The sequence below is a fragment of the Nocardia sp. NPDC023852 genome (genome assembly GCF_040639505.1).
GTDB lineage: Bacteria > Actinomycetota > Actinomycetes > Mycobacteriales > Mycobacteriaceae > Nocardia.
Window position 1 is genome coordinate 19,311 of record NZ_JBFAAB010000006.1, and the last position, 13,048, is coordinate 32,358.

General features: G+C 65.6%; 10 protein-coding genes. 4 read left to right on the forward strand and 6 right to left on the reverse strand.

Annotated elements, in window-relative coordinates:
* Positions 1–159: 159 nt before the first annotated feature.
* The 4 genes from AB0H00_RS12800 to AB0H00_RS12815 form a co-directional block, all read right to left on the reverse strand.
* Positions 160–2,013 carry a PQQ-binding-like beta-propeller repeat protein gene (locus AB0H00_RS12800; RefSeq protein WP_357265146.1) on the reverse strand — a complete coding sequence of 618 codons (1,854 nt, stop codon included), beginning with the start codon at positions 2,011–2,013 and terminating at the stop codon, positions 160–162.
* Between the two features lie 477 nt (positions 2,014–2,490).
* Positions 2,491–3,390 carry an SDR family oxidoreductase gene (locus AB0H00_RS12805; RefSeq protein WP_357265147.1) on the reverse strand — a complete coding sequence of 300 codons (900 nt, stop codon included), beginning with the start codon at positions 3,388–3,390 and terminating at the stop codon, positions 2,491–2,493.
* A gap of 15 nt (positions 3,391–3,405) precedes the next feature.
* Positions 3,406–4,377: a sigma-70 family RNA polymerase sigma factor gene (locus AB0H00_RS12810; protein WP_357265149.1), complete on the reverse strand. Its 972-nt coding sequence runs from the start codon at positions 4,375–4,377 to the stop codon at positions 3,406–3,408.
* Entirely contained in the window at positions 4,374–5,006 is a 633-nt protein-coding gene (locus AB0H00_RS12815) for a nuclear transport factor 2 family protein (protein WP_357265151.1), read from the reverse strand. The genes AB0H00_RS12810 and AB0H00_RS12815 overlap by 4 nt, the downstream gene beginning before the upstream one ends.
* A gap of 926 nt (positions 5,007–5,932) precedes the next feature.
* Between AB0H00_RS12815 and AB0H00_RS12820 the strand changes: the two genes are divergently transcribed.
* Both AB0H00_RS12820 and AB0H00_RS12825 read left to right on the forward strand, forming a co-directional pair.
* Positions 5,933–6,607 (forward strand): alpha/beta hydrolase, encoded by a 675-nt coding sequence (locus AB0H00_RS12820; RefSeq protein ID WP_357265153.1) that lies wholly within the window; start codon positions 5,933–5,935, stop codon positions 6,605–6,607.
* A gap of 58 nt (positions 6,608–6,665) precedes the next feature.
* Positions 6,666–9,215 (forward strand): AAA family ATPase, encoded by a 2,550-nt coding sequence (locus tag AB0H00_RS12825; protein WP_357265155.1) that lies wholly within the window; start codon positions 6,666–6,668, stop codon positions 9,213–9,215.
* A 170-nt stretch (positions 9,216–9,385) separates the two neighbouring features.
* Here AB0H00_RS12825 and AB0H00_RS12830 read toward each other — a convergent pair whose 3' ends face one another.
* Positions 9,386–10,276, reverse strand: a complete 891-nt coding sequence (locus AB0H00_RS12830) for an NAD(P)-binding domain-containing protein (protein WP_357265157.1) — start codon at positions 10,274–10,276, stop codon at positions 9,386–9,388.
* Between the two features lie 278 nt (positions 10,277–10,554).
* Between AB0H00_RS12830 and AB0H00_RS12835 the strand changes: the two genes are divergently transcribed.
* A complete protein-coding gene (locus AB0H00_RS12835; protein ID WP_357265159.1) occupies positions 10,555–10,776 on the forward strand; it encodes a hypothetical protein in 222 nt (73 codons plus the stop codon).
* Between the two features lie 97 nt (positions 10,777–10,873).
* On the forward strand, positions 10,874–12,265 hold the full coding sequence (locus tag AB0H00_RS12840; RefSeq protein ID WP_357265162.1) for an FAD-dependent monooxygenase: 1,392 nt from the start codon (positions 10,874–10,876) through the stop codon (positions 12,263–12,265).
* 162 nt (positions 12,266–12,427) lie between these two features.
* On the opposite strand, the gene AB0H00_RS12845 is transcribed toward AB0H00_RS12840, so the two are convergent.
* On the reverse strand, positions 12,428–13,021 hold the full coding sequence (locus AB0H00_RS12845; protein WP_357265164.1) for a TetR/AcrR family transcriptional regulator: 594 nt from the start codon (positions 13,019–13,021) through the stop codon (positions 12,428–12,430).
* Positions 13,022–13,048: the final 27 nt, after the last annotated feature.

The window sequence follows — 13,048 nt, forward strand, 5'->3', positions numbered from 1 at the left end:
CACCGCGGGCGGTGACGCGGGCGTGCCTGTCGTGGGATTCGACTGCCCGGTGAGTGAGGGGCATCGGGCCAGCGGTGACGACGGTGTCGATTTCGCGGCCTAGCCGTGTCTCATAAGTAGGGTGAGCGCGGCGGGCGCGCTGCCGCGGCGGGCGCATGTTCAGCGGGTCGGGATGAGCAGGTGACAGTTGTAGCCGGAAACCAGTGCGCCCCAGGGAGCGCTCGAGAGTTGAGCGAAGATGGAGGACGGTGGGTCCGGCTGCGTGATGAGCGTCGTTCCGACCGGAACATTGATCAGCGGGCGGTCTCCCGCGGGCGCGGGATCGGGCCCGGCCAGCACGGTGGAGTGACCGCTGGCCAGGTCGTAGGCGATGATCCAGTTCCGATCCGCGGTACCGACGGTGACGAGTAGTGCGTTGCCACTGGTCCAGGCCGGGCCGGACGGCGTCATTGTCCCGGAGATCCGCAGCGGCGCCGGCAGCGGCGCCATCCACAGCTCGTGCCCGTCAGGCGCGGTCAGATGGGCGGTGTTGCCGGTGACCGTCAACAGATAGCCGTGCGCCAGCGGATACTCGTCCCTTGCGTCGGATCCGATGTTGTCGCCGAGTTTCTGGGTGCCGAGCGGTCGGCCAGTGCGTGCATCCAGGATGTCGAAGTTGCGGGTTTTGGAGCTGGACCTGAAATCGCTTCGCAGGACCGTAGCGACGGGGTCGGTGGGATCGTCGGGGACGTTCGGGAGAGTCAGCTGTTCGTTGGGAGCCGACATGCGGGTCCACAGCACCTGTCCCGATTCGGGGTCCAACGCACCGACGATCCTCGGCTCATCGACATCGGCGTGATTCGATGTCGCGCAGCTGAACTGCACAGCGCCGGCCCGGACAGTCCACACGAGCTTTCCAAAAATGACCCGGCCGGGTGCGCAACCGAGGTCCTTGGCTTGGACCGTCCACATCGGCGCCCCGATGCGAGGGTCGTTGCGCGTCAATCGATCCGGACTGGGCTGGTTCGGGTCGGGATATTCCGACCAGCCCTGCTGCCGGTCCGGCACCTTTCCGATGTCGCGGCTCCACAGTTCCCGCCCGGTGTCGGCGGCATAGGCGTGTACCCGGCTTTCAGCGCAGGAGTCGTTGCCGCAGTACGGGTTCGTCCACCGGACCACAAGGACGCGGCCCGTGTCGACGGTACTCACCGCGGGCTGCAGCGCTGGACGGCGGACATACCAGCGAGTCGCTCCGGTACGCGGATCGATGCCGGTCAACTGGCCGACGTGCGTGGTGTACAGACCATAGGCGGTCACGCCGATGCTGTCGGGACCGCCGACGTGGTGGGCGAGGGTGATCCGGGTGAGATCCAGGACCGGGGCCGCCGATATGGGCGCGGGCAGCGCGTCCGCGGTGACCGTGGAGTCGACCACTCCGGCGGGTTTCACGCTGACGACGGTGACCACCGCGCACACCAGTGCCGCCGCCACCGCGAACGCTCCCGTGCCGACCGCACGAGCAACGCCGGACCGCTCGTCGTCCTTCACGTCTGCGCGAATGGCCTCCGACAGCGTGATGACGGTCGTCAGCGCCGCGACGCCGAGCAGCACTCCGGCGACCAGCCACAGCATCAGCAATCCGTATCTGGGCGACGAGGGCAACTCGTTCAACGGGATATAACCGCTGCTGTCCAGCACGCCCCACACGGCCAGCAACACCGTGATCGCCGCCGCCCACACGACGACATCGACGATCACCGCGGCCGCGAGATTCTGCCAGCGCCGCCGGGGCGTGCTTTCCACCGCACGCCACAGCCGCCAACCACCGATCGCCGCCGCGATCGCGATGATCAGGAATATCGTCGCGGTGCTGCGAAACCGGGGGCCGTCCCACACGTGCCGGGTGTCCACGACTCCCTGGATCGTGGTGGGGACATCCGTGACCTCGACCTTGGCGACGAGCCACCCCCAGGCTGCGAGCAACAACAGGCCGTCGCGTGCTCGCGCTGCTAACCATAGAGTCCTGGACTGCATCTCACTCCCCGTTGATTCTGCGTCCTGCCGTCATGCCAAGACCCCACCGCTCAGCAGCCGGGACTGTCGAGACACCCGGCTGCATCAGATTGCCCCCACCATTCACCAATTCCGTTCGACGGTCCACTCGAAATTTCCGCGATGCGCGATCGGCCGAGCCAACGGCCAGCCGGCGTTCGGCGCGTACCTGCGCGCCCCCAACGGCATCAGCCACGGAACAGGCCTCTACGTTCTCACCCTCGCCGGCGACCGAATCCGCGCCATGACCCGATTCGACAACGCAGTGTGGCCCTGGTTCGGGCTTCCGCGCTCACTCCCGACGCGGTAGACACCTGGACGGCAGGTCCGAGCAGGCGCAGCGTCCTGGCCCCAACGGCTTTCGTCCGATCGGTTCCGCAGCAGCTCATGGTGACGAGGGTGGCTCATCTTCAGCGGCAGGGCGGTGGGAGGTCGTCACCGAGGGGACAACCGGATACCTCAGCGGCGGGTACCGTTGCCGTTCCCGACGGTGAAGTCCGCCGCATGCCGCCGGGCGAACTCGGCGAAGGTCGTCGGCTCGACACCGAATTCTCGGTGCGCACCGAGATCGACCCGGGAATCCGGGGAAGCGAGCCGACCGCGGTAGATCTCGTCGAGTAGGTCGAGCACCTCGGGCGGCAGGCCTTCGGCTGCATGCAGGGCGCGCTTGCGCTCCGGCGTCACCGATTCGTAGCGGAACGTGCGGCCGGTGGCCTCGCTGATCCGGTCGGTGATTTCGGTCATGGTGAGCGCTTCCGGTCCGGTCAGGTCGTAGGCCTTGCCCTCGATGCCCTCGGCCTGCATCATCGCCACCGCGACCTGCGCGATGTCCGTGATGTCGACCGGGGACAATCGGCTCTCGCTGATCGGCATGACCAGCGCCTGCCGGTGCGGGTCCACGCCGGTGAGCGTGCCGGGAAGGTAGAACTGCATGAACTGGCTGGGCCGCAGGTGTGTCCAGGCCACACCGGAGTTCTCGAGGTACTTCTCGATCTCGAGGTGCCAGCGGGTGCCGCGGAAGGCGTTGGGGTCGAAGGTAGTTCCGGATTCCTTGCCACCGAACTTGACGATATGGCCGACGCCGGCCGACTGGGCGGCGTCGATGAAGCGACATTGGGTCTGCACCATATTGTCGCGGGGTGAGGAGATCATCAGTACACGATCGACATCGTCGAACGCGTCGGTGAGGGATTCCGGTACGAGCATGTCACCGTGCACTACCTCGACCGTCGGCAGGTCGCGGATCCATGCCGCTTTGCCCGGATCACGGACGAGTACTCGAACCGGGATCTGTTGGCGGACGAACTCGCGCAGCACGATTGAGCCAGCGTGTCCGGTGGCACCTGTTAGAAGTCGCATTGTCGTTCTACTTTCCTAGTCGACCGAGTCTTTGCCAGGTGTGAGATGGGGCAGTCCGAAGCGGGGGAACAGCGTCGGATCGTGGATCATGTCGATCCGGGCCACCCCTGCCGGGGCGATGGTCAGCAGTTGCAGCGCGTGGGCGCGGTGGACGCCGCCATGTCCGCGCACGTAAAGGCCATAAGCCGCTTGGCCGTTCGCAGTGATCGGCACCAGCCGCAGCGCGCCGGGCTGGGTGAGCCGGGTACGCAGGAACCGCGCGATGTCGTCGCGTCCGCGGAACCAGGTCGGCACCGGCGGCATTTCCAGCACCGCGTCCTCGGCCAGAATCTGCACCAGCTCATTGATATCGGCGTTTTCGAAGGCGGTGGCATAGCGCTCGAGCAGCGCGCGGCGCAGCGGGTCCGCCGGTTCGGTGAGGTTGTAGCCGAGGGGTGCGGTCTTGGCCAGCTGGGCGCGGGCGCGCTGCAACGCGCTGTTGACGGCGGCGGTCGTGGTATCCAGGAGGTCGGCGACCTCGTCGGCGCGAAACATCAGTACATCGCGCAGGACCAGCACCGCCCGCTGCCGCCCGGGTAGGTGCTGGAGTGCGGCGACGAAGGCCAACCGGATGGTGTGGCGAGCCTCGACGAGGGTCGCCGGATCCAGTTCGGCATCGGAAACCGGTTCGATCCAGAGGGTTTCGGCGCGCCGCGGCTCCAACGGGCCGGTCGGGTCAGTGGTCGGACCACCCAGCCCGGAGGGCAGCGCCCGCCGTGTCCGGCGTTGCATCGCGTGCAAACAGGCTCGGGTGGCGATCCGGTACAGCCATGTGCGTAGCGCTGCACGGCCCTGGAACCCGTCGTAGCCGCGCCAAGCCCGCAGATATGTCTCCTGGACCGCGTCCTCGGCGTCGTGTGGTGAGCCGAGCATGCGGTAGCAGTACCCGAACAGTTCGCCCCGGTACTGGTTGGCGGCGATCCCGAAAAGCTCCTGCGCCTGCGTCACGGAGTGACCTGACGGGAGTCGAACACCACGGTATCCGAGGCGACCCGGCCGCTCCGCAGGACGACGTGGTCCACGGTGCGCAGCGTCCCGAACGGGCCGGTGTGCATGTCGTAGTAGACCAGCGCGCGCTCCTCGTCGCCGAAGGCGTCGATGATGTCGACCCCGGTAACGACGTCGGCGAACTCGGTGAGCGCGGCCAAAACCGCCGCGGCGCCCGTGAGCCGGGTGCGCGGGCTCTCGAACACGACATCCTCGTGCAGCAGGCCCGCCACCGCGGACATGTCCCGCTTGCCGAACGCCTCGACGAACGCGACCGCGACCGCGACGCCCACCGCGACCGGACGGTAGGAACCGATCACTGCGGCCTCGCAGACCTCCGGCTCGCCCAGCACCCGCGCTCCGATATCGCGCTGGAACTGCGCGAATGAGCTGAGGCCCGGCAAAACCTCCGCGTCGGTGGTGGTCGCGGTGTGCACGAACTCCGCCCCGTCGTCGAGCTGGAAGGCGGTGTACTCCAGTCCGGGGGGCCGCTCTCGATGCAGTTGCGCGAACACCGCCTCGACCAGCCGCTGATTCTCCGCAATCGCCTCGTCCCGTGTCCGGTACTGCACCACTACTGTTCTGCTCACGTCGAACTCCTCCAGGTCGATACCATTCACCGATATAGATCCGGGAGAGCGCCCAAACTCATCGGTCCTGGGCCGCCGCCGGCGTTCCGGTGGTTGCTGGCTTGGAGGGTGATCGGTATCGCCTTCATGACTTCGCCCAGGTCACGCAAGGTTCGCAACCTCACACGGAAGCCGTGTGTGTCGATCTCGATCACAGACCCGTACGCGACCGCAAGTGATGGCCCATATCCGTGGCTACGCCGAATTGCCCGGTCGGCGACGGGGCATGGACGATTATTGATCGAACCTCGCGCGAGTACACAGGTGAACCCCCACTCCTGTGCGCACGGATCGGGTAGTCTTCCTCGCCCATATGGAGATTCATGATTCGACTGAGGGAAAACTAGAGCCTACGCTCACTCGACAAGACAGCGTTGCGACGACCACTTGAACTCGATCAACAAATATCGGTCATAACTGGGTGATCTCCGCAAGCTCGGCGGTTGATTCTGACAGCAGACCACATGCCCTCCTCGGGCGGTCTCGATACGCTGATGCCGGAAAATGCTCGCGCGAGAGCAGTGACCGGTCGGCCACGCTTACCTGCCTAAGCCTTCCTTAAGCCTTCCTTAAGTCCGATCGGCGAGGGTGATCGTGGAACCAGCGTCTACTTATGGATTTCACCGAACTCGGATTACGAGACCGAAAGTCGCTTCCTATCGCGACAGTGATTTCGATTTCGAAAGGGCCTTGATGCACGCAACCCGTCCTGCCCTCCTAGGGCTTTCCGCACTCGTGGTGACTACTACTGCCGGTCTGGCGGAGGCTCCCACTGCCGCGGCGCAAGCGGCGCTGTCCCCACATCTTCGTCCGGATGGCCGACGGACGCGGCGTAGCGCTCGATCACGCCGCGATGATTTTCGCGGCCATGCTTCGTCTACCTCGATATGATCACGAAGGCGCGCAGATTTGTCTTGATCCCGGGTGCCGGCGGGGCCGGGTGGTACTGGAGCCGCGTGGCGGCCGGTTTGACCGGCGCCGGCCACTGCGCAATCCCTGTCGATTTACCTGGTGACGACGAGGGCTCGGGGCTCGCGGAATACCGCGATGTCGTGCTCGAGCACGCGGTAGACGGCGACGTGATCGTGGCCCACTCGCTCGGTGCGTTCACTGCGGGCCCCGTGTGCGAACAGATCACCCCGTCTGCGCTGGTATTCGTCAACGCGATGATTCCCATGCCCGGTGAAACGGCGGGACAGTGGTGGGACAACGTCGGATCACTCGACGCCCGTCACGCCGCAGCCGACGCCAACGGCTATAGCCGCGAATTCGACTTGGAGACATACTTTCTCCACGACGTCGGACGGGAGATCGCGCTCGAAGGAGAGCAGTATCAACGCCCCGAGTCCGATCGGGTCTTCGGCGAGCCGTGTCCTTTCGACGCGTGGCCGCAGGCGCCGATTCATGTCCTGGCCGGTGCCGATGACCGCTTCTTTCCGGTCGCCCTGCAGCAACGCGTCGCACGGGAGCGGCTCGGACTCGAAGCCGGCGTCGTCCCCGGTGGTCACCTCGTTGCCTTGTCGAACCCGACCAGGATCATCGACTATTTACTTGAATATTGAACCGTCGGGCGCTCGACAGTCGTTGAGTTCCTGAGCCTGTCGAACTACTGGAGAATAGATGACACAGCTTGCTCCCGAGGTGGAGTCGACCGCGGATGCGGGCGGGTTCATCGGTCGTGACAGGGAGCTGGACACAGTCTTCACGCTGCTGCCCGGCCAGGCACGGCTGATCACGTTGGTCGGCGCGGGCGGGATCGGAAAGACCCGACTCGCCGCGGAGGTGGCGCGGCGTTATCACCGGGCCCGCCGAGTTCCGGTGCGGTGGGCCCGGCTCGCGCGGCTGGCGAGGGGCTGTGACCGGTCTGCGATCGAGGAGACGATCGCCCACGCGGTGGTCGACTTCAACTGCCCGGAACGGTCCTCCTGGTATGCGATTGTGGACGCCCTCACCCGTAGCGATTCGACGGGCCGGGTGTGGCCGACGGTGCTGGTGCTGGACAACTGCGAACATGTACTGGATGCCGTTGCCGAGGTGATCACCGACCTGCTCGACGCGGCGCCGGGGTTGACGGTTCTGGCCACCAGCCGCGAAGCCATCGGATGGGCCGATGAGTACCTGGTGAATGTTCCGCCGCTGCAACACCGCGAAGCGGCGGCGCTGTTTCTCGAACGCGCCGAGGCTGCCGGGCGACGCCTCACCGATGCCGGTGATATCGCTACGGCACAGAGCATTTGCCGCCATCTGCACAACAACCCGTTGTTCATCAAGCTGGCGGCCGCCCGGCTGCTGCGCCGCCCTATCGCAGTACTCCTGCAGGAGTTGAATGGCACAGACGACGACCAGCGGTTGCGGTGGTCGCACGGCACCAGGATGGGTGATGGGCCCCGCCACCGTGGCATCGGCGACGCCATTACCTGGTCATACGATCTGTGTCCGGACGACGAACGGCTGCTGTTCGAGCGAATGTCGGTCTTCGCACCGGGATGTCCGGTCACTTCCGACGACGATGCCAACCACGCCACCCGCGACGTCGGAATCGATCTCGAAGCGATCCAGGCCGTCTGTGCCGATCCGGGCCGGCTGGCGCCGCACCGTATCCAGGACATCCTCGATCGGCTTGCCAACCGTTCGTTGGTGTCCGTACATTTCACGCGGACGACCGCGCGCTATTCTTTGCTCGAGTCCCTCCAAGTGTTCGCGCGGCAGCAACACGAAGAGCGCACCAGACATACCCCGGACGAGTCGACACTGGTCGCCGAGCGGCACCTGAGTTACTACCGCGACAAAGTCGTCGACACCGCGACCCACTGGTTCGGTCCGCGGGAGCAGGAACTCATGAGTTGGATCCGCGCATCGTGGGAAAACGTACTCACCGCACTTCGGACCAGTGTGGAAGACCCGGCACGCTCTGGATTGGGCCTGCAGATCTGCGTCGGCTTGCTGGCACTGCCCGTCCCGTTCATCAGTTCATTCCGGGACGTCCGGCTATGGACCGAACGCATGCTGGCCGCCACCGATGCGGTGATGGACCGCCCCACCGAATCGCGCCTTACCGCGATGGCGTTGCTGGTGGTGGTCCTGTTGCGCCAAGGTGCCCAGGACGACGCCGAAAGGATGCTCGAGAACTGCGTCGCCGCCAGCTCGGTCGAACCCGATAACAAGCGACACTGGCGCGACACCATGGAGACCGACATCGGATTGCCCGCCGCGGTCGAACTGGCATGGGGCCTGGAGCTGTGGCTGGTCGGATACGATGTCCGGGCGGTCACCGTGCTTACCCGCGCCGCCGCGAAGGCCGGTCACAACGGTGACCGCGGCTTATCCGCGTACTGCGAGATGTCCGCTGCGGGCGCGGCGGCAATGCTCGGTGCGAACTCCGCCGACCACCTGACCGAATCCTTCCTGGATCACGCCACCACGGCCGGGTCACCATGGGCCACGGCGTGGGCCGGACTCACCCGGGCGGTAATCCACATGAGACGCGGGGATGACTCCCCAGCGCTGGACCTGGTTCGAGACTCGTTGGCCTACTACGTCTCCACAGATGAATGGGGCAGCATGTGGGCGGTGCAGCTGCGCATAGTGGCGTTGGCCGCGACCGTCACCGACGACGCCGACCGTCACACACTGGCCGGAGTGGCCACCGAGATCGCCTACCTCGCAGGCGGATTGGGCACGCTGCGGGCACGATACGGGAGCAACATCCAAACACCACCGGAATTCACCGAACGGACCGCCGAGGCGATCGCCCGTGCTCGCGATCTGCTCGGTGCCGACGCATTCACGAGCGCGCAGGAGCGCGGCGCCCAGTTGCGTCCCGAGCTGGACGAAGTGCAGCAGCTGGCGCTCGGCAGGCTGCGAATCCCCCGCCCCGAGCCACCTACCGCAAAGCCCGTCGAATCCCGAAGACGCTCGCCCTGGAGCGAACTGACCCAGGCCGAACAGGACGTCGCGATACTCGCCGCCGCGGGATGGACGAACGCGGCAATCGCTGAGCGTCGCGGAACATCGCTGCGCACCGTCGAAGCACAACTTGCCGCCATCCTGCATAAACTCGCGCTCGGATCCCGACGCGAAATCGCGGAGCTGGTTCCCGAAAGTCGAACTGCCGCAGTGCGGAATGAAGCTGCCCGATGGGCAAGCCGACGCGAGGCCCCGAAGTCATAGACCAGCGGTTGTCTCCCCGAAAGCGATCCGCCTGGGTGGGATATTCGGGGACACACTCGACAGCTACGAACCGTTCGTGGTCGGCGCTGCTATCCGGGTTGCCGCGGCGGCTGACTCGTCGGGGCCCGGGTCTTTCATGCTCATCCGCAGCGTGAAGTACCCGTCATTGATTACGGCCTCGGATCGGCGAACAACTCGATCATGGCTGCGTAGCTGTTGTCGGCGTACCCCTTGGCGATGACCCGCTCCGCCAAGTCATGGGCAAAAGCGGGTAGCTCGGTGTTGATTCCCTGCGCTCGACTCTCATGCAGTAGATGCTCCATCGACGCGAAATGGGTCGACAACTTGGCGTCGTTCGCCGGGTACGCACCGTCACCGGCATCGATCTGAGCCGCGTAGTCGGCGGCGAAGGTCTTGACAGCATCGACCCATCCGGTAGCCCACGGCAGAAAAGCCATGGTATCGATGTTGGCGGATTTCAGCAGCGCAGCGCCGTGGATGAAGCTGTTCAATGTTCCCCACATAACCCCGAGCAGGGCAACGTCATACAGCACCGCAAGGCCGGGATCCGCGCCCACATATGTGGTGTGGCCGCCCAGCAGTCTCAGTGACGGCTCATGGGTTATGAAGGCTGTCTCCGATCCGCTGTAGAACAGCACCGCGTCCGCGCGCCCGATGCCCGCGGGCACGGTCATGATTGCCCCGTCGAGGTATTCGGCGCTCCGCTCCTCGGCCCATACCGCGGTCGCACGCGCCTGTTCCGAGGATCCGGAGGTCAGATTCGCGATCACTCGGCCCGACAAGATGCCGCTGAGCGGATCGAGGATAGTGTGCACCACCTCGTAGGTTGTCAGGCAGATGACAACCAGATCACTGGCGGTCACCGCCTCGGCAGCCGTGGCAGCGAGGACCGCCCCCTGACCGACAAGCTCATCGGCCTTGTCCGGTGATCGGTTCCATACCGTCGTCGGGTGTCCCGCCTTCAAGAACGCGGCAGCCAATGCCCTCCCCATCAGCCCCAAACCGATGACCGTAACCGGCATTCGATCGTTGCCTGTCATACGCCACTCCATTCCTAGGTATCCGGACCCGACTTGATTGTCACTCTCGCTCGTCGACCGGCTCGGCGGTTGACGAACCGGATCACGCTCGCACACTCGTTCTATGACGAACAAGTACGTACTTCGAAGTGTGTGGTTACCCCGAGGTAAGCGAGGGCGGGACCGCTTGCCGGTAGGACGCCGGCGGCGCAAGGATGAAGGTAAATTCTGTTCTAGGACGCGGTTTCCAAAAGTGAAAAGATCCCGTTGTGAAGAAGTTATTTGGAGCCCTTGCATATTTGACAGCGGCGACGGGCATCGCGCTCGGTGCGGCCACCGGCACCGCAGCCGCGGATTGGAAGGCGTATTTCGACGACGACCAATACGGCGGATCGGTGGCAAGCGGGGCGGCCTGCGAGCGCGAGGCAGCCGGCTGGCGTAGCAGCGATCTGGGGGCTAGCTGCATCCGCGTCGAGGTCCGCGACAGATGGGATCTAGTCACCTGGTCGATCGGCGGCTGATCCAGGGTCGAGCGGGGGCGGGATCCCATGATGCAGGCCATCGATAGTGGTGGCTCCTCGCCGCACATCACTGCTGCTGCGTGCAGAGGGGTACCGTGTGAGTGATTCTGCGCGCAATAGCTTCGAGCGCCTGCTGTGGGCGAAACCGCCCGAAGCACCCGAGTCCCGATTCGGTACCGTATGCGTCCTCGGCGGCAGTATCGCCGGCCTCCTTGCCGCGCGTGTGCTTTCCGACTATGCGCGGCGGGTGGTCGTGATCGAGCGGGACGATGTCGGTGCGTACGACCGGATTCGCTCCGGTGTCCCGCAAGACCAGCAGGTGCATGTGCTGCTACCCGCCGGATTAGTGCGGATCGAGCGCCTGCTACCCGGCTTTGCCGCTGAGGCATATGCGCTGGGCGCGGTGCCCGCCGAGCCGGAGAGGGCCCGCCTGCACTTCGACGATCGCCCAGCCCTGCAGACCCGGCACGAACCGCTGATGCTGGCGACCCGGCCGTTTCTGGAATCCCGGATACGTACACGGGTGCTGGCGCTGCCCAACGTCGTGGTCGAGCGGGGGCGGGCGGTCGGGCTGGACTGCCGAGACGGCGCGGTCTCCGGCGTACGGTACCTGGTCGACGGAGCCGAAAACCTGCTCACCACCGACTTCGTGGTCGACGCCATGGGGCGTAGCAGCAAGCTTTCCGACTGGCTCGAGCAGGCCGGGTTCGACCGTCCACGGCTGCAACGGTTGCACAGTGGAATCAACTACGCCACAGCATTGTTCGAACGCGAGCGCGACGACGAGCTCTCCTGGGCCACCACGCTGGTGCAGCACTCAGCGGAACGCGGGCCGCGGGGTATCGCGCTGTCGGTGACGAGCGCGGTCGAGAGCGGGCGCTGGATTGTGATGCTGATGGCGCACCACCCGGTCAAACCGCCGCGGACCGTCGAAGAGTTCCGCGAGTTGTGCGCTCACATGCCGCCCCCCTTCCCGGAGGCGGTCGGCGGGACGCTCGTGCGCGAAATCGTCACCTACCACCAGGGGGACAGCCGCCGAAGGGATTTCACCGGACCGCTGAACCTGCCGGCCCGCCTGGTGAGCGTGGGTGATGCCGTGGCCTCGTTCAACCCGGCGTTCGGGCAAGGTATGTCGTCGGCGGCGTTGCACAGTTCTTGTTTATCCGAGTACCTTCGCGCAGAGCCGGACCTGAACTCGCCAGCGCGAGAGTTCTTCGAACTGCAACAGGTCGTGGTGGACGCGGCCTGGCAGGTGTCGGCCGGAAGCGACGCGGCGCGGCTCGATGCGCTCAACGGTGCCGAGGTACCCGAGGAAGTGCGGCGCCGGCGGTGGGCGCTCGAGCAAATCATGGCCGCCAGCGTGACCGATCAGCAGGTCGCGCAGGTGTTTCGGGACGTGACGTTCATGCTCGAACACCCTGACAGGCTGGCCGACCCGGCGCTGCTCGAACGGGCCGTCACCGCCAACGGCGGAAACACTCGCCCGTAACCACGGTCCTCGATTCACGGCATCGGCCGAGCGCCACCCCATCCGCTCGGAGGTTAGCCGACGGGCGCGACTGTGTTCGCCGTATCGCGTTCTTGTTCTGGTTGTACTCGTCATTCTCGAACGTCGACGAGGATGATCTTGCGGAGGCGCGGAACCTACGGGCTAACGTGTTGGTGGAGGCCACGCCTGCAACGCGATCTCCACGATCCTGCGGAGTTGATCGGGCGACGTGCCAGCGACTGCCTGGACGGCGATGCCATCGGAGATGGTCATGAGGAATCGGGCCAAGTCGCCGGGGTCGCTGTCGTGGGGTAGGTCGCCGTCGGCGTGTGCCTGATCGAGTCGCAGGCGCAGGGCAGCCTCGGCGGCGAGCCGTCGGGCGATCGCCTGTGCGCGGCTCGGTTCGGCGTCCGGACCACAGACTTGCACACTTCGCACGGACAGGCAGCCGGGTGCACTGCCGCTGGTGGTCAGTTCGATCGCGCCGTACAGCAGAGCTGCCGCGACTTCCCGGGCGGATGAGAGCCGTAGCGCTTCGGCAGCGTAGCTGCCTGGGCCGGCGATATACCGGTCCAGCACAGTGCCGAACAGTTCCGCCTTGTTGCCGAAGGTGGCATACATGCTCGGCCGGTTGATTCCCATCGCTGCTGTCAGTTCCGACAGTGCGGCGCCTTCGTATCCGTGTCGCCAGAACACATCCAGCGCGCGATCCAGTGCGGCATCGATGTCGAAGGCCCGTGGCCGACCTCCCGGCATGGTTGACCTCCCAGTTTTTTTACCTAT

Bases quoted from the DNA above. Each gene is read 5' to 3' on its own strand.
- AB0H00_RS12800 (WP_357265146.1), bottom strand. From the start codon at position 2,013: ATGCAGTCCAGGACTCTATGGTTAGCAGCGCGAGCACGCGACGGCCTG.
- AB0H00_RS12805 (WP_357265147.1), bottom strand. From the start codon at position 3,390: ATGCGACTTCTAACAGGTGCCACCGGACACGCTGGCTCAATCGTGCTG.
- AB0H00_RS12820 (WP_357265153.1), top strand. From the start codon at position 5,933: ATGATCACGAAGGCGCGCAGATTTGTCTTGATCCCGGGTGCCGGCGGG.
- AB0H00_RS12825 (WP_357265155.1), top strand. From the start codon at position 6,666: ATGACACAGCTTGCTCCCGAGGTGGAGTCGACCGCGGATGCGGGCGGG.
- AB0H00_RS12830 (WP_357265157.1), bottom strand. From the start codon at position 10,276: ATGACAGGCAACGATCGAATGCCGGTTACGGTCATCGGTTTGGGGCTG.
- AB0H00_RS12845 (WP_357265164.1), bottom strand. From the start codon at position 13,021: ATGCCGGGAGGTCGGCCACGGGCCTTCGACATCGATGCCGCACTGGAT.